The following is an 18,795-nucleotide window of genomic DNA, read 5'->3' as shown; positions in this document are numbered from 1 at the left end:
CGTCCGTTCGGACACATCCGGCGCGGTATCCCACAGTGAGCGGCTGCTAACCCCCATAGTGTGCTTAGTCACAAATCGCCGAGTAGGGGTGACGCATTGGCCCGTGGGGACGCTGTTAGCGGACTGATCGACGGGGGAGGGCGGCATGACGGCTGAGCGCGGCACCGCCGGTCATGACGGGCCCACGCCCGCGGCCCTGCGAGCCGCCACGGCGCGCGCCCTTCAGGAGACGTTCCCCGGAGTACGGGTCTGGTACGGCGAGGCGACCGGATCGTGGTGGGCGATGGTGCTCCTGCGGGACGGGCCGCGGCTGGTGGAGGCGCCCTCGGCGGAGCGGCTCCGCGAGGAGATCGTGAACCTGCGCGGCTTCGGCTGACCGCGCCCCGCCGGCCGGGAGGCGTGCGCCGCCCGCCGGGAACGGGGCGCGATCCGTTCCCGGCGGGCGTCTCTGCAGAAACTAACCCGAAATTCGTTCGGACACAAGCGCTTGCTCGGTTACGCTCGGCGCTCACATCTCGTACTGGATCGCCGCGCGCTCCGCGACGATCGGGGTGATGTAGGCGTCGATCACCGCGCGGTGGTCGGGATGGTCCCGGTAGACGAGGTAGGCGTCCCGGTCGGCGAAGTCCGCGACGACCGCGAACTCGTAGCCGCCGGGGTTCACGCCCGCGTTCACCCCGAGGCTGTACGTCTTGATCTCGGGGATGCGGCCGGGCAGCTCGCCCAGCTTCTCCGCGACCTCGTCCTGCTGGCGGGTCGTCGTGCCCTCGACCCATTTGAACAACACCACATGGCGGAATCCACTCATGGGGGAAAGCTATCGGCCGGCCCCTCAGACGCCGCCGAGTTCCGCCGCGGTGATGGCGCCGAGTTCCCAGCACGCCTCCAGGTCGGCCCGGCCGGGCTCGCCGGTCACCACCACGGGCGGCTGGACCGCCTTCCACTTCAGCCCGCCGGTGATGGAGGTCAGCGCGCGCAGCGCGCCGGTCGCGTCGCTGTTGCCGTGCAGGAACGCCCCGAACGGGCGGCGGACCGTCTCCTCCAGGCACGGGTAGTAGATCTGGTCGAAGAAGTGCTTGAGCGCCCCGGAGAGGTAGCCGAGGTTGACGGGCGAGCCGAGCAGGTAGCCGTCGGCCTCCAGCACGTCCACGGCGGACGCCGTCAGCGCCGGGCGGGACACGATCTCCACGCCCTCGATCTCGTCGGTGGACGCGCCCGCGCGCACCGCCTCGAACATCGCCTGGACGGACGGGGACGGCGTGTGGTGGACGATCAGCAGCCTCTTCATCACCACGAGACTATCGGCGGCCCGCCGCCCCTGGCCGGGTGCGGCCACCGCCCGGCCCTCCGCCGTAGGCTGCACTTACGAGGCATACTCAACGTCCGCCCCGGGGAATGAGTTCCAAAGGATCTTGGTTGGGGGCTCAGCGGAGGTGTACTTCGTGCGACCAGACGAGTCATCGCGGGGGCCGGGCCCCCAAGGCTCCCCGGCGGAGGGGCGGGAGGCCGATCCGCCCGCGCGGTCGGTGCGCCCGCTCGCGCTGGCCACGGCGCTCGTCGCCGTGCTCGTCGCGGTGCCGGCGCTGCCCGCCGCCCCGTCCTGGCTGGAGCGGCTGTCCCGGCTCGTCACCGGCAGCCCGCTCGCCCCCGCGCACGCCCTCGCCCTCGGGCTGGCGCTCGCGCTCGTCGCCCGCGGCGTGCTGCTGCTGCGCCGCGCCGCCTGGTACGGCCTCGTCGTGCTGATCGCGCTCGGCCTGCTCGCCGTCGTCACCGGCGAGGACCCGCTGTGGCGGCTGCCGCTGCTCGGCGCCGTCCTCGGCGGGCTGTGGCTGGAGCGCGACCGGTTCCCGGTGCGCCCGCACCACGAGCGCGTCCGCACGGCGCTGAAGACCGGCGCGCTGCTGGTCGTCGCCGCCATCGCCGTCTCGCTGGTGTTCGGCGGCGTGTCGGTCCGGTCGGTCGGCGCGGTCGCGGCCGGCCTCGGCTCGACCGGGGCGCCGCTGGACGGCGCGTCCTGGCTGCCCGGGCTCCTCGGCCTGGCCGGCGCCGCCGGGCTGCTCGTCCTCGTCACCACGCTGCTCGCGCCCGACCCGTCCCCGCCGCCCGGCGACGAGCCGGAGCGCCGCCGCGTCGCCGCCCTCGTCGCGCACCCCGGCTCCGACACCCTCGCCCCGTTCGCGCTGCGCCGCGACAAGGCGTACGTGTTCAGCGCGGACGGCCGGGCCGCGATCGGCTACCGCGTGCTGTTCGGCGTCGCGGTCGCGGGCGGGGACCCGGTCGGCGACCCCGCCTCGCACGCCGCGGCCGTCCAGGAGTTCCTCGCGATGTGCCGGGCGGCGGGCTGGCGCCCGGCCGTCCTCGGCGCGAGCGACGAGCTGCTCCCCGCCTGGGGCCGCGTCCGCACCATCGGGTTCGGCGACGAGGTCGTCATCGAGCCCGGCGCGTTCACGCTGACCGGGCGCCGGATGCGCAACGTCCGGCAGGCGGTGCAGCGCACCGAGAACGCGGGCGTCACCTCCGAGATCGTCGCGGAGCGCGACCTCGCGCCGGAGCTGCGCGGCAGGCTGCTGGACGTCGCGTCCAGGTCCCTCGGCGGCGCGGCCGAGCGCGGCTTCTCGATGAACCTGGACGAGCTGCTCACCGGCTACCACCCGGGCGCGGTCGTCGCGATCGCCTACGACGAGGACAAGGAGCCCATCGCGTTCCAGCGCTACGTCACCGCCGGGCAGGGCATCAGCCTGGACGCGATGCGGCGCGTCCCCGGCGGGCCCAACGGGGTCAACGAGCGGCTCATCGTCGAGATGATCGAGTACGCCGCCGAGCGCGGCCACGGCGTCGTCTCGCTGAACTTCGCCGCCTTCCGCGAGCTGCTCGACAACGACGAGCGCGGCGTCCTGGAGAAGGCCGGCTACCAGGCGCTCCACCTGCTGGACCCGTGGATCGCCGTGGAGTCGCTGTACCTGTTCAACAAGAAGTTCCGGCCGTCCTACAAGCCGCGCAACGTGGTGTTCCGCTCCTGGTCCGACATCGTGCTGCTGGCCGCCGCGCTGCTGACGCTGGAGTTCGGCCGCACCCGCGCGGCCCGGCCCGCGGCGGAGCCCCTCACCGAGCCCGTCCACCACCTGGGCCGCTGACCGCCCGCCCTCGCCGGGGAATCCTAGAACGTGATTCTATGGACTCCCGTCGAGAGGAATGCGGCATGAGCACACAGGTGCAGGGCCACTGCGACCCCGCGTTCGCGGGCGTCCGCGAGGTGTTCGAGCGGAACTTCGCCGAGGGGCGCGAGCTGGGCGCCGCCGTCGCCGTCTACGCGGGCGACCGCAAGGTCGTCGACCTGTGGGGCGGCGTCGCCGACCGGCGCACCGGCCGCGCGTGGCTGCCCGACACGCCCTGCTTCGGGTTCTCCTGCACCAAGGCGGTCACGGCCGCCGCCGCGCTGCTGCTCGCCGAGCGCGGCGCCTACGACGTGGACGGCCCGGTCACCGGCTGGTGGCCGGAGTTCGGCGCGGAGGGCAAGGACGGCGCGACCGCCGCCCACCTCCTCTCCCACCAGGCGGGGCTGCCCGCGTTCGCGCGCCCGGTGCCGGCGGAGGACGCGGCCGACGCCCCCGGCCTCGCGGCCGAGCTGGCCGCGCAGAAGCCGGAGTGGACGCCCGGCGAGGCGCACGGCTACCACGCGCTGACCTACGGCTGGCTGGCCGGCGAGATCGTCCGGCGGCACTCGGGCCGGACGGTCGGCGCGTTCGTGAAGGACGAGTTCGCCCGCGGCCTGGACCTGTGGATCGGCGCCCCGGACCACGTGATCGAGCGGGCCGCGAAGCTGTCGGCCGCACGGCGCGGCGCCGCCCCCGCCGCCGAGGCCACCGAGGCCGCCGACGCGTCCGCGGGCGCCGAGGCCCGCAGAGGCGCCGGCCGCGACCTGCTGGCGCGCCTCGCCGCCGCGTACACCGACCCGGACAGCATGATGAACCGGGCGCTGAACAACCCGCACCCCGGCAAGGGCGGGTACAACAACCCGGTCGTGCTGCGCGCGGGCTGGCCGTCCGCCGGGATGCTCGCCACCGCGCCCGCGTTCGCCGCGTTCTACCGCGACCTCGTGGCCGGCCGGATCGTGCGGCCCGACACGCTGCGCGAGGCGATCCGCCCGCGCGTCAGCGGCCCGGACCGGACGATGCTCGTCGACAGCGCGTTCGGGCTCGGCTTCATGCGGCCGGCGCAGACGTTCTTCGTCCCGGCGGCGGGGCGGGAGACGGCGTTCGGGCACACGGGCGCGGGCGGGTCCATCGGCCTCGGCGACCCCGACGCCGGGCTCGCGTTCGCATACCTGCCGAACCTGATGGGCGACCAGCTGTCCGGCGACCTGCGCGCCTACCGGCTGGTCGAGGCCGCCTACGCGGCCCTGTCCTGAACGGGATCCGAGCGCCCGGTAACGTGCCGGGGCATGGAGGTGCGCGAGCTTCATGCCTGGCCGGCCACGGCCGAGGAGGCCGAGGCCGTCCAGGACCGGCTGCGCCCGATGCTCGAACTGGACGTCCCCGGGCCCGCCGCGCCGCGCACGGTCGCCGGCCTGGACGTCTCCTACGCGGGCGACGGCGGCGGCACCGGCACGCGGCTGGCCGCCGCCGCGGTCGTGCTGGACGCCGCGACCCTGGAGGTGCTGGAGGAGTCGGTGGCCGTCGGCACCGCCTCCTTCCCCTACGTGCCGGGCCTGTTCGCGTTCCGCGAGCTGCCCACGCTGCTCGACGCGCTCCGCGCCCTGAAGACCACCCCCGACCTGCTCGTCTGCGACGGGTTCGGGATCGCGCATCCCCGGCGGTTCGGGCTCGCCTGCCACGTGGGCGTGCTGACCGGGCTGCCGGCGGTCGGCGTCGGCAAGACCGCCTTCGTCGGCGCCTACGAGCGGCCGGGCCCGCGGCGCGGCGACGCGAGCCCGCTGCTGGACGGAGGCGAGGTCGTGGGGCGCGTCCTGCGCACCCGGGACGGGGTGAAGCCGGTGTTCGTGTCCGTCGGGAACCGCATCGGCCTCGACACCGCGTGCCGCCACGTCCTGTCGCTGGCGCGCCGCTACCGGCTGCCGGAGACCACCCGCCGGGCCGACCGGCTGTCCCGCGACGCCCTCGCCGGGTAGCGCTCGCCCCCTCGGAGATGGCAGGCTCGTCCCAACGCCAGTCGGCGACCATCGCAGGTCGTCCGCTGAACCGCTGGACGGTGCCCATGGACACCCGGCCGATGCGGGCCGACGCCCGCCGCAACTACGAACGACTCATCACGACCGCCCGCATCGCGTTCACCGAGCACGGCACGGGCGCGTCCCTCGACGACATCGCCAAGCGCGCGGGCGTCGGCTCCGGGACGCTGTACCGGCACTTCCCCACCCGCGACGCGCTGCTGCACGCCGTCCTGCGCGAACGGATCGACGGGCTCCTCGCGCACGCCGACGAGCTGCTGGCCGAACCCGACCTGTCCGAGGCGGAGGCCGCGCTCGGCCGCTGGCTGCGCACCTATCTCGCCGGCGCGATGACGCCGCGCGGCACGGCCACCGTGATCATCGAGGCGATGGGCGCGGAGTGGGCGGACACCGGCCTCGGCGCCGCGGCCGCGGCGATCTGCGACGCGCTCGGCCGGCTGCTCGACCGGGCGCAGCGCGCGGGGGCGATCCGCGCCGAGATCGACCCGCGCGACCTGCTGCGGATCACCAACGCGATCGGCGTCGCGTCCGAGCGCACCCCCGACCCGCCGGCCTACGCCGACCGGATGCTGAACCTGCTCTTCGACGGCCTGCGCACCGGCTAGGGCGCCTTGTTCGGTTGACCAAGCGTTCGCTAGGTTACTGGACAGGCAACCGGCTTCGAGGAGCGTTGATGGGGCAGCTTGACGGCAAGGTGGCGCTGATCACCGGCGGCGCGCGCGGGATGGGCAAGGCGCACGTCCGCCGGTTCCTGGCCGAGGGCGCCAGGGTGGTGTTCGGCGACGTCCTGGAGGAGGAGGGCGCCAAGCTCGCCGCCGACCTCGGGGACGGCGCCCGGTTCGTCCGGATGGACGTGACATCGCCGGACGACTGGCGGGCGGCCGTCGAGACCGCGACGACCACGTTCGGCGCGCTGAACGTCCTGGTCAACAACGCCGGCATCATCCGGCACAAGACCATCGAGGACATGGCGCTCGACGAGTTCCGCCGCATCCTGGAGGTGAACCTCGTCGGCCAGTGGCTCGGCGTGAAGTCGGTGATCGCGCCGATGCGGGAGGCGGGCGGCGGCTCGATCGTCAACGTGTCCTCGACCGAGGGGTTCATCGGCGCGGCCGGCCTCGCCGCCTACAGCTCCAGCAAGTTCGGCGTCCGCGGCCTCACCAAGTCCGCCGCCCGCGAGCTCGGGCAGTACGGCATCCGGGTGAACTCCATCCACCCCGGCGGCGTGGTGACCCCGCTGTTCATGCAGGACGACATCATCGCGGCGAAGGCGGGCAGCGCCGACGCGTTCATGAACTCGCTGCCCCTCGGCCGCATGGCCAAGTCCAAGGAGGTCTCGGGCCTCGTCGTCTACCTCGCCTCGGACGACTCGTCCTACTGCACCGGCAGCGAGGTCCTGGTCGACGGCGGGATGCTGACCGGCGCGGGGTACTGAGCCGGTAGCGCCGTCACGGACGCCGCTCGACCCACCCCTCGACCGCCTCCAGCTGGGCGGCGAGCGAGATGAGCGTGGCCTCGTCGGAGTCGTGCCCGAGGAGCTGGGCCCCGATCGGCAGTCCGCTCCTGGTGAACCCCGCCGGGACGTTCACCCCGGGCCAGCCGAGCACATTCCACGTCCACGCGTAGGGGCAGGCCGCCGCGACGCCCGACTGCGTCTTCCGGTAGCCGGCCCCGTCGAAGGCCCCCACCCGGAAGGGCGGCTGAGCGGTGGTGGGGGTCATCACGACATCGGCGAACCGGAAGATGCGCCCGACCTTCCGCCGCAGGTACGGATCCATCTTCTTCGCCAGGGGCAGCAGCCGCTTCCCGACGACCCTGCCGATGCGCGCCTCGGCCTCCGTCCGGGGATCGGGCCGCGGATTCGGCAGGGAATCCAGCCAGTCCGCCACGCCGGCCGTCCCGCGCGGGATGAGCCCGAGCCCCACCGGCCCGTAGTCGGGATCGGCGGGGAAGACCTTGTGCCCCAGGTCGGTCAGCCGCCTCGCGAGCCTTTCGACGGCCGCCCGGATCTCGGGGTCGAGTCTGCCGCTCACCCCGAAGGCCGTCCGGAACGAAACGGCGATACGCAACCGCCTCGGCTCGCGCCTCGCCGCCTCGGCGAAGGAGCGCACCGGCGGGTCGAGCTGATACACGTCCTCCGGATGGCTCCCGGTCAGGACGTCGAGCATCAGTGCGGCGTCCTCGACGCTCCTGGCCAGCGGCCCCCACACCGTGATGCCGTTGAACGGATCGGTCTGCGGATACCCGGAGACCCGTCCCCGCTGCGGCTTGATGCCCACCAGCCCCGTCCATGCCGCCGGAATCCGGATCGAACCGGCCCCGTCGGAACCGACCGCCCCGGCGACCATCCCCGCCGCCACGGCCGCCGCCGACCCGCCCGACGACCCGCCCGGCGTGTACTCGGGATTCCACGGGTTCCGGGCGCACCCGAACTCCTCGGACTCGCTGAACGGCCACAGCCCCAGCTCGCACGTCGTGGTCTTCCCGACGATGACGGCCCCGGCCGCCCGCAGCCTGCGCACGACCTCCGCGTCCCGCTTCGCCGGAAGGTGGTCCCCCGACACCGCGAACGGCGTGGTCTCCCCCGCCAGGTCGGTGTCGTCCTTGACCGCCACGGGCACCCCGAGCAGCGGCAGGCGCTCCCCGTCCGCGAGGCGCTTGTCCGCCTCCAGCGCCTCCTGCGCCGCGGCCTCGGACCGCACCACCCGGAACGCCCCGAGCGACTCCTTGCGCCCGATGCGCTCCAGGCTCTCCTCGACCAGCTCGCTGGACGTGACATCGCCCCGCGCCAACGCCTCAGCCTGCCCCGCCAGCCCCAGCACCACGCGACCTCCCGCTATCGTTCGTTCGAACGAACGATACAGAACGCACCGGCCGTAGGGAAGACTGTGCACCGATGAGCGCCCGCGACGAAATCCTCCAGGCCACCCTCCGCCTCATCGGCGAGCGAGGGATCGGCGCCGTGACCAACCGCGCCGTCGCCCGCGCGGCCGGCGTCTCCCTCGGATCCCTCACCTACCACTTCCCGAGCCAGGAGGACCTCCTCCGCGAGGCCCTGCACACCTTCGTCGAACGAGAGATAACCCGCATCACCGCCTATGTCACGGCCCTCGCCGAAACGGGCATGCCCCCCGACCAGGCCCCCGACGAGGTGGAGAAGGCCATACTCGCCTTCACCGACGGCCCCGAGCACATAGCGAACCTGGAGCTCCACCTGCACGCGGCCCGCGACCCGGGGCTCCGCGAGACCTCGAAGCGCTCCGTGGCCGCCTACGACGAGCTCGCCACCGCGGTCCTGAAGGCCCTCGGCATCCCGGACGCGGAGAGCCACGCCCCCGCGGTCGTCACGATGCTCTACGGACTCGCCATCCGCCGCCTCGCCACCGGCGACACCTCCGGCACCGGCACCGCGGACGCCTTCCGCCTGCTCCTCTTGGGCGCACTCCCCCGCTGAAAAAGGATTCTGGCCCGCACGGCCCCAGAGCGGGGTTACGGGGCCGTGCGGGCCAGAAACCTGTCTCAATCAGGAACCTCAGTCGGAACCTCAGCCGACGTTCGCTTCGCTCTCCGCCTGTGCACCTCCGCCGTCTCTTCAATCTGACACCCGCAACGCTAGGCCCCGCGAACCCCCGGCAGAACGCCCTTAAGCCTCACTTAGGGAAGCGCTGAGCCGCGCTTATTCGGGGCGGGCGGTGACCGCCGGAAAGGTGGCCGGGCGCCGGAAATGTGTTCCGTGTTCGGAACGTGGCAGGGCTGTGATCTGGGATGGCGTACGATCGGCGGCTGTGAGGTGGGTCACAGCGGTCCTCGCGGCGTGCATGCTCGCCGCCGCGGCCGGGTGCGGAGCGCCGGAGGCGCGGCCCTGGCGGCTGGTGATCGCGACCGGGAACCGGGAGGGCGTCTACTACGCCTACGGCCAGGGGCTCGCCAAGGTGGCCCGGGAGCGGCTGCCGGGGGCGCGGCCGCAGGTCATCTCGACCGGGGCCTCGGTGGAGAACCTCCGGCTGATGGGCCTGGGCCGGGCCGACGTGGCGTTCACGCTGGCCGACTCGGCCGCACTGGCGTTCGAGGGGCGGCCCCCCTTCACGAGACGCGAGCCGGTCGTCGCGCTGGCGCGGCTGTACGAGAACTACACGCACCTCGTCGTCCCGGCGGACAGCGGGATCCGGCGGCTGACCGACCTGAAGGGGCGGACCGTGTCGCTCGGGGCGGCCGGTTCGGGGACGGAGCTGATCGCGACCCGGCTGCTCACGGTCGCCGGGGTCGGCCGGGACGGGGTCCGGGTCCGCGAGCTGCCGGTGGGAGAGGCCGCGGACGCGCTGCGGAGCGGCCGCGTCGACGCGTTCTTCTTCTCCGGTGGGCTGCCCACCGGGGCGATCGCCGAGCTGGCGCGGCAGATGCCCATCCGGCTGATCGACCTCAGCGGCTACGTCGAGCCGTTGAAGCGGCGGTACCGGGCGTTCTACGAGGAGCGGTCGATCCTCGCGTCCGCGTACGGCCTGGTGAAGCAGGTGGGGACGGTCGGGGTGCCGAACTACCTGGTGGTCAACGCCTCGATGCCGGACGAGCGCGCCTACGAGCTGACCCGGCTGCTGTTCACGCGGCGGGACGAGCTCGCCGCCGTGCACCCGGAGGCGCTGCACCTGAACCGGAGGTCGGCGGTCTCGACGTACCCGCTGCCCCTGCATCCGGGCGCGATTCGGTACTACCGGGAGGCGAAGCGCCAGGGCTGACCGCCGGCAGGACGACGGTGGCGTGCAGGCCGTGCGGCTGGGCGGGGCGGAGCCGCAGGGCGCCGCCGGACGCCTCGGCGAGGGCCGTGGCGATGCTCAGGCCGAGGCCGGTGCCGTCGACGTTCTGGTGCTCCGGGCTGCGCCAGAACCGCTGGGCGGCGTTGGCCAGGTCGGTCTCGGGGAGGCCCGGTCCGTCGTCGACGACGTCGATCGCGACCATCGGGCCGTCCGGGGAGGGGAAGGGGCGCGACACCGCGACGGTGACGGTCGCCCCCCGGCCGGCGAACTTGACCGCGTTGTCGAGGAGGGCGTCGAGGATCTGGCCGACGCCGTCGTGCACGGCGAGGACGGCGGCGTGCTTCGCGCCGCGGTGCCGGACGCGCACACCGGACGGGTCGCCGCGGAGCGCCTCCACGCGTTCCCGGACCACCCGGCCGCAGTCGACCACGCCGATGGGGCAGCCGCCGCCCTCCGCTCGGGCCAGCGCCAGGATGCCGTCCAGGATGCGGCCCAGCCGGGCGACCTCGTCGACGGCCAGCGCGAGGTCGCGCTCCCCGTCGGGCGGGACGTGCGGGGCCAGGTTCTCCACCCGCAGCCGCAGCGTGGCGAGGGGGTTGCGCATCTGGTGGCCGGCGTAGGAGACGAACGAGCGCTGCTGTTCCAGGACCCGGCCGACCGCCGTGACCATCGCGTTGAAATGCTCGGCGAGCCGCCGCAGCTCGGCGGGGCCGGTCGTCACGGCGACCCGGGCCTGCCACTGGCCGGCGGACAGCTCGCCGGTGACCTCGTCCAGCCGGCGGACCGGGTGCAGCACCCAGCGGGTCAGCGGGACGGCGGCGAAGCCGAAGACCAGCATGGCGGCGAGGCCGGCGGCGGCCAGCTCCGCCCACCGGGTGAGGGTGTGGGACCGGACGGCGCCGGTGGGCGAGATCGTGATGACGGCGGCGACGACCCGGCCGCCGAGGCCCACCGGCTCCGCCACGATCATCGGCGCGCGCTGCCAGGGCCACACCACGTCCTTGTTGTCGGAGCGCTCCCCGGAGAGGGCGTCGCGCACCCGGAGCCGGGCGGTCTCGCCGAGGGCCAGCCCGCGGCGCGAGGCCAGCACGACGGTCCCGTTCCGGTCGATGACGGCCGCCGCGATGCCGTAGAGGTCGTCGTAGCGGGTGAGCTCCGCGCGCAGCGTGACCATCTCGCCGGTGCGCAGCGCCGGCTCGGTCAGCGAGGCGAACCGGGCGGTGTCGTTGAGCTGGTCGATGAACAGGTTCTGGGTGCTGCGGGCGGCGAACCCGATGGCGAGCGGGATCTCCAAAGCGGCCAGCACCAGCAGCAGCAGCGACGCGTAGAGCACCAGCATTCGGCGCAGCATGCCTCTCACCCTCCCGGCCGCAGCCGCATCACGCGTCCTTCCCCGGTCGTCCGGATCCGCCGGGAGCGGCCGGGGCGGCGCCGGCGGCGGGGGCGGCGCCGACGGCGAGCCGGTAGCCGACGCCGTGCACGGTCTGCACGATCCCCGGATCGCCGAGCTTGGCCCGCAGCGTCGCCATGTGCACGTCGAGGGTGCGCCGCCCGCCCGGCCACGTGCTGTGCCACACCTCGGCGAGCAGCCGATCCCGGGGGACGACGACGCCGGGTTCGCGGGTGAGGGCGGCGAGCAGCTCGAACTCCTTGCGGGTCAGCGTGATCTCGGCGCCCTCGGCGGTGGTGACGCGGCGCCGGGCGGGGTCGACGCGCACGCCGCGCACGGTCACGACCGGGCGCGCGGCGGGCCGGACCCGGCGCATGACGGCGTCGATGCGGGCGCTCAGCTCGGCGATGCCGAACGGCTTGACCAGGTAGTCGTCGGCGCCGGAGCGCAGCCCGATGACGCGGTCCCGCTCCTCCCCGCGGGCGGTGATGGCGATGATCGCCACGTCGCCGCCGCGCAGCCGCCGGCACACCTCGATGCCGTCGAGGTCGGGCAGGCCGAGGTCCAGCAGGACGAGGTCGGGTTCGGGCGCGCTGAGCGCGGCGGCCGCGGTGGACGCGCGGCACACGTCGAAGCCCTGCCGCCGCAGCGCCACCGTGAGGGCGTCGGCGAACCGGTCATCGTCCTCGACGAGCAGGATCCGCATCGCCCACAGCGTAGAAATCCGGACGCTCGCGGCATATAGCAAAGATCCTAGAAAATTCTTAAATTTCATAGTTTGCCCTTCCCTGCACTCACCCGGCGGCCCTTACCTTCCCGTCCATAAGCGCTGGCCAGGCGCTTGCGGGCCGCTCTCCGATCGGGGCGGACGGTGGCCCGGCCGATCGCAAGAGGACGGGCGAACGTGATGCACACGAAGAAGGCCGCGGCGGTGGTCGCGGCGGTCGCGCTGGCGACGGCGGGATGCGGGTCCAAGGGCGAGCACGAGGCGAGCGGCGGCGGGGACACCCTGCGGATCGGCGCCTCCCTGTCGCTCACCGGGTCGCTCGCCCGCGAGGGCGGCCTCACCAAGGAGGGCTACGAGCTCTGCCGGCAGGCGGTGAACGCCAAGGGCGGGGTCCCGGTCGGCTCGAAGAAGCTCAAGCTGGAGATCCAGTACCAGGACGACACCTCGAAGCCGGACACCGCCGCGCAGCTCGTCGACCAGTTCAACGACAAGGGCGTCAAGCTCATCCTCGGCCCCTACGGCTCGGCCACCACCGAGGCGGCCGCCGCGGTCGTGGAGCGCAACGGCCAGGTGATGGCCGACAGCTCCGGCGCCGACGACAAGATCTTCCAGAAGGGCTACAAGCGGACCTTCGCCGCCCTCTCCCCCGCGCACTCCTACGCCGCGTCCATGGTCCAGGCGATCAACGAGATGGCCAAGCCGAAGCCGAAGACGATGGCGTTCCTCTCCGCCGACGACGGGTTCTCCAAGACGGTCGCCGAGTCCGGCGCCGAGGAGGCGCGCCGCCTCGGGTTCGACGTCGTGGCCACCGAGTACTTCCCCAGCGGCACCTCGGACGTGTCCGCCGCGCTGACCAAGGTCAAGTCGCTCAAGCCGGACGTGATCCTCGGTTCGGTGCACGTCGCCGAGGGCATCGCGATCATCAAGCAGGCCAAGGAGCTGGGCGTGACGCCGGCCGGCTTCGCCGAGACCGTGGCGCCGCCCACGCCCGACTTCGCCAAGTCGCTGGGCGCGGACGCCGAGGGCACCCTCGGCTCCACGCAGTGGACCGAGAAGACGACCGGCGAGGACAAGTGGATCGGCTCCGCGGCCGACTACGCGACCGCGTTCAAGGCCGCGTTCGGCGGCCGGGCGCCGGAGTACCACGGCGCGGAGGCGACCGCCGCCTGCCTGGCCCTGGTCTTCGCCGTGGAGCATGCCGGCAGCACCGAGCCGGACAAGGTCCGCGACGCCATGTCCGCGCTGGACGAGCAGACCTTCTTCGGGCCGCTGAAGTTCACCGACAAGGGCCAGAACCTGACCAAGAAGATGCAGGTCATCCAGATCCAGGACGGCAAGCCCGTCACCGTGTGGCCGAAGGACGTCGCCGAGAGCGCGATGATCTGGCCCGGCACCGGGAAGCGCTGATGAGCCAGTTTCTGCAGGCGACCGTGTACGGGCTGCTCCAGGGCGGGCTGCTGGCATTGATCGCCGTCGGGTTCTCCCTGGTCTGGGGGGTGATGAACGTCATCAACCTCGCGCACGGGGCCTTCGTCCTGATCGGCGCGTACCTGACGTTCGAGCTGAACCAGTGGCTCGGCCTGGACCCGTTCCTGGCGATCGTCCCCGTCGCCGCCGTCCTGTTCACCGTCGGCTACCTGGTGCAGCGCGGGCTGATCAACCTGGTCGTCAAGGCGCCGATCTTCATCACGCTGCTGCTCACCTTCGGGCTGGACCTGGTCCTGGTCAACGGCCTGATCCTGCTGTACTCCGGCGACTACCGGTCCGTCACGACCGGGTACGCCGGGGACGGCTTCACACTGCTCAGCGGCGTCCGCGTCCCGCTCGGCCGGCTGCTCGCGGCCGGCGTGGCGCTCGCCTTCACGCTCATCCTGGTCGCGATGATGCGGCGCACCCGCACCGGGCTGGCGATCCTGGCCACCGGCATGGACCGCGGCGCCGCGCGGCTGATGGGCATCCGCGCACGGCACGTCTACGCGCTCACCTTCGGGATCTCCACCGCGATGGCGGGCGCGGCCGGCGCGGCGGTCAGCGCCGTCGAGACGTTCAGTCCCGCCGACTCCGTCCGGTTCACCCTGTTCAGCTTCGTCGCCGCCGTGCTCGGCGGGCTGGGCAACATGTACGGGGCGCTGATCGGCGGGATCCTGCTCGGCCTGGTCGAGGCGTGGGGCGGGCAGCTGCTGCCCGGCACGCTGGTCAACGCGGTCGCCTTCGGCCTGCTCGTCGTCGTCCTCGCCGTCCGCCCGCAGGGCATCGCCGGCCGGGCGTTCTACGCGAGCCGGGTGGAGGTGTGAGCATGGAGGCGAGCACCGCCCCGGCCGGCACCGGCCGGGGCGAGAAGGCGCCCGCCCCGAAGGGGCGCCGTCCCGCGTGGCTCCCGTGGGCCGCCGGGGCGGTGGCGGTCCTGGCCGGCCTGGGCCTGCAGAGCCAGCTCTACTCGGGCCAGGAGCGCACCGTCACCACGGTCTACATGTTCGTGGCGCTGGCGGCCGCATGGAACCTCATCGGCGGTTTCACCGGCTACGCGTGCTTCGGGCAGGTCGGCTTCTTCGGCCTGGGCGCCTACACGACGGTGATCCTCATGGTCCACGGCGGCCTGTCGTTCTGGGTCGCCTGGCCGGTCTCGGCGGTGGTCGCGGCCGTGTTCGCGGCCGTGATCGGGCTGCCGCTGCTCCGGCTCAAGGGGCACTACTTCGCGGTGGCGACGCTCGGGGTCGCCGAGGGTCTGCGCGAACTGGTCACCAACGTCCCCCGCTGGACTGGCGGCGGAGCAGGCGTCACCATCCCGTCCACCGGCGACCTGGCCCCGACCCTGTGGCTCGGCAACGACGGCTTCTACCTGCTGTTCCTCGGCCTCGCCGCGGTCACGGCACTGATCTCGGCGCTCATCTCCCGCGGCCGCACCGGGTACGCGCTGCGCGCCATCAACCAGGACGAGGACGCCGCCGCCGCGATGGGCGTCAACACCACCCGGGCCAAGACGCTCGCGTTCGCCGTGTCCGCCGCGCTCACCGGCGCGATCGGCTCCGCCTACGCCTTCCAGCAGGTCACCATCTACCCCGAGCGGCTGTTCGACGTGAACATCACGGTGCTCATGATCGTCATGGTGGTGATCGGCGGGTCCGGGACGGTCGCGGGGCCCGTCCTCGGCGCGCTGGGCATCGCCGTCGTCTCGGAGTACCTGCGGCAGCACTTCCCGCAGATGCACAGCCTCACGCTCGGCGTGCTCATCATCGCGGCGGTGATCCTGCTGCCGCAGGGCCTCGTCAACTTCGTCCGGGACGCGATGCGCACGCGCGACTTCTCGCTCCTTTCGAACGTACGGAGGTACCGGCTATGACCGAGCCGGAGGGCTCGCCGCCGGCCGGCGGCACCGAGGCGGGCGACGCCCCCGTGCTGCGGACGCGGGGGCTGGGGCGCCGCTTCGGCGGCCTGTTCGCCGTGTCGGACGTCGCCCTGGCGCTGCGGCCGGGCCGCACGCTCGGCGTGATCGGCCCCAACGGGGCGGGCAAGAGCACGCTGGTCAACCTCGTCAGCGGCCACCTCAAGCCGACCACCGGGTCCGTCCACGTCGGCGGCAAGGACTTCACCGGGGCGCGGCCGTGGCGGATCGCGCACGCGGGCGTCGCCCGCACCTTCCAGATCGTCAAGCCCTTCCGCGGCCTCACCGTCGCCGACAACGTGGCGGTGGCCGCGATGTTCGGCCCGTCCCCGGTCCGCAGCCCGGCGCAGGCGCGCCGGGAGGCGGAGCAGGTGCTGGAGCGGGTCGGGCTCGGCGGCCGGGGCGGCGTCCCGCCGGCCGAGCTGTCGGTCGCCGACGCGCGCCGCCTGGAGCTGGCGAAGGCGCTGGCGCTGCGGCCGCGCGTCCTGCTGCTGGACGAGGTGCTCGCGGGGCTGCGCCCCGCCGAGATCGACCCGGCGCTCGCGCTCATCGACGAGCTGCGGCGGGACGGCCTGGCGGTGCTCGTCATCGAGCACATCATCCAGGCCATCGCCGCGATCTCCGACGAGGTGCTGGTCCTGCACCACGGCACCGTCCTCACCCAAGGCCCGCCCCGGCAGGTGCTCAGCGACGAACGCGTCGTCGAGGCCTATCTCGGGCACCGCTACACCAGGAAGAACCCCTCATGATGCTGGAGATCGACCGGCTCACCGCCGGATACGGGCGGGTGCGGGTGCTGCACGAGGTGTCCCTGGAGGTCGGCGCGGGCGAGATCGTCGCGCTCGTCGGCCCCAACGGCGCGGGCAAGTCCACGCTGCTGCGGGCCGTCAGCGCGATGATCCCCGACCGCAGCGGGACGCTGACCGTGGACGGGCGATCGCTGATCGGCGCGTCCATGGAGGCGGTCGCCGCGGCGGGCGTGGCGCACGTCCCGGAGGGGCGGCGGCTGTTCCCCGGCCTGTCGGTGCGCGACAACCTGCGCCTCGGCGGCTGGCTCGGCCGCAACTCCGACCTCGCCCCGGTGCTGGAGATCTTCCCGGTGCTGGCCGACCGCCTCGACCAGGTGGCGGGCAGCATGTCCGGCGGCGAGCAGCAGATGTGCGCGATAGCGCGGGCGCTGATGAGCGGGCCGAAGCTGCTGCTCATCGACGAGCTGTCGCTCGGGCTGGCGCCGGTGCTGGTGGACGAGATCCTGGCGCGGCTCTCCGGCATCGCCGAGTCGGGCACCGGCATCCTGCTGGTCGAGCAGGACGCGGGCGCCGCGCTGGAGGTCGCCCACCGCGGCTACGTGATGGAACTGGGCGAGATCGTCCTGGCCGGCACGTCCGCCGAACTGGCGGCCGACCCGCGGATGCGCGACGCCTACCTCGGCGGGGAGTGGGCGGCGGACTGACCGGGTCGCTGCGCAGCCAAAGAAGAGTCTTCGTTGCATTGCGTCCACGTTGTGTGACTCTGGGTAATGTTCCGACTGCACGTCAGACGACTCCTGGAGGGGGATAGATGCGCGTAAGCACGAAGCTCGGTGCGGGGCTCGCGGCGGGTGCGCTCGCCTGGGGCACGCTGACCGGCGGGGCGGTCGCCGGGGCGCAGCCGCCGCCGCAGCCGGGGCAGCAAGAGGAGGAAGGGCACGGGCCCGGAGCCATCGAGGTGGGGCCCGAGGGCGCCGCCAAGGCCATGGACCGGCTCCTCAGCCGGGACGAGGAGCGCAGCCGCTGGTGCCGCGGGGTGGTGCTCCCGGCGAACGGGCTGAACGTCCGAACCGGGCCGGGCCTCCACTACCGCAGGGTCGGGGCCCTGGAGCACGGCACCCGCGTCTGGACGGACTGGGACACCATCCAGCGCCGCGACGGATACCTGTGGGTGCGGATGAGCCAGCGCCGCTGGATCGCCGACTACAAGCTCGGTAACGGCAACGGCAAGTGGTACGTCAAGTACTTCGACTGCTGACCGTGCGGGGGGCCGCGGCCCGCGGCCCCCTTCACGAGTTGCGGGACGCCTGCCTGCGCTGCCGCTCGTACCACCACAGCACGGTTTCGACCAGCAGGATGCGCAGGCAGATGAGCAGGCCGAAGGCGCCGCCCAGGAGGTAGACGACCGGCGCGATTCCGGCGAGCGTCACGTGCGCGAGGATGCCGAGCCCGGTGCCGAGCCCGGCGCCGGCGAGGGAGACGAGCGGTGTGCCGCGCGCCTTGTCGCCCTCTTCGCCGACGAGCCGGTCCAGCAGTTTGCGCAGGGCGGTGATCGTCCAGCCGTGGTCGGGGCTCAGCTCGGGGGTGCTCCACAGGACCGGACGCTGCCGGTAGAGGCGGCCCTGGATGAGCTCCTGGACGCCCGGCCCCATGAGGAAGGCGACCGCGCCGCCGGCGAGCAGGCCGAAGACGCCGGTGAGGATGCCGGCTAGCGCGGTGCTGCTCAAGGGGCGGTCGCCCGCGATGCCGAGGAGGATCGGCAGCTCCAGGCCGGCGGTGAGCGACAGGAAGAACGTCAGGACGAGCCGCGCCGCCATGGTGGAGAGGTTGCCGAACAGGTGGCACGCGTCGGTGATGGAGATGAGGCGCCGGAGGCTCTCGGTCTGCGGCGCGCGACCGGCCCGGGCGCGGCCCACCGAGCGCGCCGACCTGATCAGGCCGAGGGAGAACCGGACGCCGATGAACAGCCGGGACACCGGCCTCGTCTCGGCCTCGGTGAGGATGTGCAGGAGCTCCGGCTCCCACTCCTGGTCGTGCAGGCTCTCGCGCAGGTGCGGCGGGAGGCGGCGGCGCGCCACCCGCAGGAGCGCCACGGGCAGCCGGTTCAGCTGCCCGCGGATCTCCTCGCTGACCATGTCGCCCGCGATCGTCCCCGCCACCATGCACACCAGCCCCAGCAGCGCGGAGAGCAGCACCTCCGCGCTCATGCCGGGCTCTCCCCGGGACGGACCCGGCCGGGCAGGCCCGGTGGCCGCAGCTCGGCGCTCAGCCGGGCGAGCTCGTGGTGCGCCGACCGGGCTCCCTCGCCCGTCATCGTGTAGAAGCGGCGCGGCGGGCGGCCCGCTTCGGACGGGTCGATCGACTCCAGCTGGCCGACGATCCACCCGGCGTTCTCCAGCCGGGCGAGGATCGGGTACAGCGTGCCGCTCGCCAGCCCGGCCTGGCGCATCAGCTCGAAGCCGTAGCGTCTCTCATCGACGTCCTCAAGGAAGATCCTCAGGACCTTGGCGACGGTCGTGGTGATGCGGACCTGCATGTCGCTCCATCAGAAGGGGGGCTGTAGCAACTCTACATAGCCCCCCACCGGGCGAGCAGGCCACAAAACCCT

20 protein-coding genes and 1 pseudogene are annotated in these 18,795 nt (G+C 73.3%); 14 read left to right on the top strand and 7 right to left on the bottom strand.

All coding sequences use genetic code 11. The features are described 5' to 3' along the window. The first annotated feature begins 145 nt into the window (after positions 1-145). Positions 146-376: a hypothetical protein gene (locus ABTW95_RS29195; protein ID WP_500227948.1), complete on the top strand. Its 231-nt coding sequence runs from the start codon at positions 146-148 to the stop codon at positions 374-376. A gap of 132 nt (positions 377-508) precedes the next feature. Here ABTW95_RS29195 and ABTW95_RS29190 read toward each other — a convergent pair whose 3' ends face one another. Together ABTW95_RS29190 and ABTW95_RS29185 are read right to left on the bottom strand one after the other, a co-directional pair. Continuing rightward, positions 509-808 (bottom strand): Dabb family protein, encoded by a 300-nt coding sequence (locus tag ABTW95_RS29190; RefSeq protein ID WP_396450037.1) that lies wholly within the window; start codon positions 806-808, stop codon positions 509-511. Between the two features lie 24 nt (positions 809-832). After that, on the bottom strand, positions 833-1,288 hold the full coding sequence (locus ABTW95_RS29185) for a flavodoxin family protein (protein WP_396450038.1): 456 nt from the start codon (positions 1,286-1,288) through the stop codon (positions 833-835). A 154-nt stretch (positions 1,289-1,442) separates the two neighbouring features. Between ABTW95_RS29185 and ABTW95_RS29180 the strand changes: the two genes are divergently transcribed. From ABTW95_RS29180 to ABTW95_RS29160, 5 genes are all read left to right on the top strand, one after another. Continuing rightward, on the top strand, positions 1,443-3,134 hold the full coding sequence (locus ABTW95_RS29180; protein ID WP_500227947.1) for a bifunctional lysylphosphatidylglycerol flippase/synthetase MprF: 1,692 nt from the start codon (positions 1,443-1,445) through the stop codon (positions 3,132-3,134). A gap of 65 nt (positions 3,135-3,199) precedes the next feature. Continuing rightward, positions 3,200-4,408, top strand: coding sequence for a serine hydrolase domain-containing protein (locus ABTW95_RS29175; protein WP_500227946.1), 1,209 nt, complete (start codon positions 3,200-3,202; stop codon positions 4,406-4,408). A 33-nt stretch (positions 4,409-4,441) separates the two neighbouring features. Beyond that, on the top strand, positions 4,442-5,128 hold the full coding sequence (locus ABTW95_RS29170) for an endonuclease V (protein WP_396450046.1): 687 nt from the start codon (positions 4,442-4,444) through the stop codon (positions 5,126-5,128). Positions 5,129-5,214: 86 nt separating this feature from the next. Beyond that, complete coding sequence (locus ABTW95_RS29165; RefSeq protein WP_396450048.1) at positions 5,215-5,793, top strand: TetR/AcrR family transcriptional regulator; 579 nt, start codon at positions 5,215-5,217, stop codon at positions 5,791-5,793. A 68-nt stretch (positions 5,794-5,861) separates the two neighbouring features. Continuing rightward, the gene (locus tag ABTW95_RS29160; protein ID WP_396450050.1) at positions 5,862-6,623 is read left to right on the top strand and encodes a glucose 1-dehydrogenase; all 762 of its coding nucleotides are present in this window, start codon (positions 5,862-5,864) and stop codon (positions 6,621-6,623) included. Between the two features lie 13 nt (positions 6,624-6,636). On the opposite strand, the gene ABTW95_RS29155 is transcribed toward ABTW95_RS29160, so the two are convergent. Continuing rightward, on the bottom strand, positions 6,637-8,013 hold the full coding sequence (locus ABTW95_RS29155) for an amidase (protein ID WP_396450052.1): 1,377 nt from the start codon (positions 8,011-8,013) through the stop codon (positions 6,637-6,639). A gap of 71 nt (positions 8,014-8,084) precedes the next feature. Here ABTW95_RS29155 and ABTW95_RS29150 point away from each other — a divergent pair, with 71 nt between their 5' ends. Further along, a complete protein-coding gene (locus ABTW95_RS29150; RefSeq protein ID WP_396450054.1) occupies positions 8,085-8,642 on the top strand; it encodes a TetR/AcrR family transcriptional regulator in 558 nt (185 codons plus the stop codon). 331 nt (positions 8,643-8,973) lie between these two features. Further along, a complete protein-coding gene (locus ABTW95_RS29145) occupies positions 8,974-9,921 on the top strand; it encodes a TAXI family TRAP transporter solute-binding subunit (protein ID WP_500227945.1) in 948 nt (315 codons plus the stop codon). Between the two features lie 13 nt (positions 9,922-9,934). Here the strand turns inward: ABTW95_RS29145 and ABTW95_RS29140 are convergent. Together ABTW95_RS29140 and ABTW95_RS29135 are read right to left on the bottom strand one after the other, a co-directional pair. Next, positions 9,935-10,777 (bottom strand): annotated as a pseudogene (locus ABTW95_RS29140) (sensor histidine kinase); the annotation flags it as partial. 541 nt (positions 10,778-11,318) lie between these two features. Further along, positions 11,319-12,035: a response regulator transcription factor gene (locus tag ABTW95_RS29135; RefSeq protein ID WP_396450058.1), complete on the bottom strand. Its 717-nt coding sequence runs from the start codon at positions 12,033-12,035 to the stop codon at positions 11,319-11,321. A gap of 201 nt (positions 12,036-12,236) precedes the next feature. Here ABTW95_RS29135 and ABTW95_RS29130 point away from each other — a divergent pair, with 201 nt between their 5' ends. From ABTW95_RS29130 to ABTW95_RS29105, 6 genes are all read left to right on the top strand, one after another. Then, on the top strand, positions 12,237-13,463 hold the full coding sequence (locus ABTW95_RS29130) for an amino acid ABC transporter substrate-binding protein (RefSeq protein WP_396450060.1): 1,227 nt from the start codon (positions 12,237-12,239) through the stop codon (positions 13,461-13,463). Further along, positions 13,463-14,350, top strand: a complete 888-nt coding sequence (locus ABTW95_RS29125; protein WP_396450062.1) for a branched-chain amino acid ABC transporter permease — start codon at positions 13,463-13,465, stop codon at positions 14,348-14,350. Before ABTW95_RS29130 ends, ABTW95_RS29125 begins: the two co-directional genes overlap by 1 nt. A 2-nt stretch (positions 14,351-14,352) precedes the next feature. Then, positions 14,353-15,396 (top strand): branched-chain amino acid ABC transporter permease, encoded by a 1,044-nt coding sequence (locus ABTW95_RS29120; protein WP_396450063.1) that lies wholly within the window; start codon positions 14,353-14,355, stop codon positions 15,394-15,396. After that, the gene (locus ABTW95_RS29115; protein WP_396450065.1) at positions 15,393-16,187 is read left to right on the top strand and encodes an ABC transporter ATP-binding protein; all 795 of its coding nucleotides are present in this window, start codon (positions 15,393-15,395) and stop codon (positions 16,185-16,187) included. The genes ABTW95_RS29120 and ABTW95_RS29115 overlap by 4 nt, the downstream gene beginning before the upstream one ends. Further along, positions 16,184-16,891 (top strand): ABC transporter ATP-binding protein, encoded by a 708-nt coding sequence (locus ABTW95_RS29110; RefSeq protein ID WP_396450067.1) that lies wholly within the window; start codon positions 16,184-16,186, stop codon positions 16,889-16,891. The genes ABTW95_RS29115 and ABTW95_RS29110 overlap by 4 nt, the downstream gene beginning before the upstream one ends. Before the next feature lie 107 nt (positions 16,892-16,998). Further along, positions 16,999-17,445, top strand: coding sequence for an SH3 domain-containing protein (locus ABTW95_RS29105; RefSeq protein WP_396450069.1), 447 nt, complete (start codon positions 16,999-17,001; stop codon positions 17,443-17,445). Positions 17,446-17,476: 31 nt separating this feature from the next. On the opposite strand, the gene ABTW95_RS29100 is transcribed toward ABTW95_RS29105, so the two are convergent. Both ABTW95_RS29100 and ABTW95_RS29095 read right to left on the bottom strand, forming a co-directional pair. Further along, positions 17,477-18,394 carry a hypothetical protein gene (locus ABTW95_RS29100; protein ID WP_396450071.1) on the bottom strand — a complete coding sequence of 306 codons (918 nt, stop codon included), beginning with the start codon at positions 18,392-18,394 and terminating at the stop codon, positions 17,477-17,479. After that, the gene (locus tag ABTW95_RS29095) at positions 18,391-18,723 is read right to left on the bottom strand and encodes a PadR family transcriptional regulator (RefSeq protein WP_396450073.1); all 333 of its coding nucleotides are present in this window, start codon (positions 18,721-18,723) and stop codon (positions 18,391-18,393) included. Before ABTW95_RS29095 ends, ABTW95_RS29100 begins: the two co-directional genes overlap by 4 nt. Between the last annotated feature and the right edge of the window lie 72 nt (positions 18,724-18,795).

The sequence above is a fragment of the Spirillospora sp. NPDC127506 genome (assembly GCF_040302145.1).
GTDB lineage: Bacteria > Actinomycetota > Actinomycetes > Streptosporangiales > Streptosporangiaceae > Spirillospora.
This window is presented reverse-complemented; position numbering and strand designations above follow the sequence as displayed.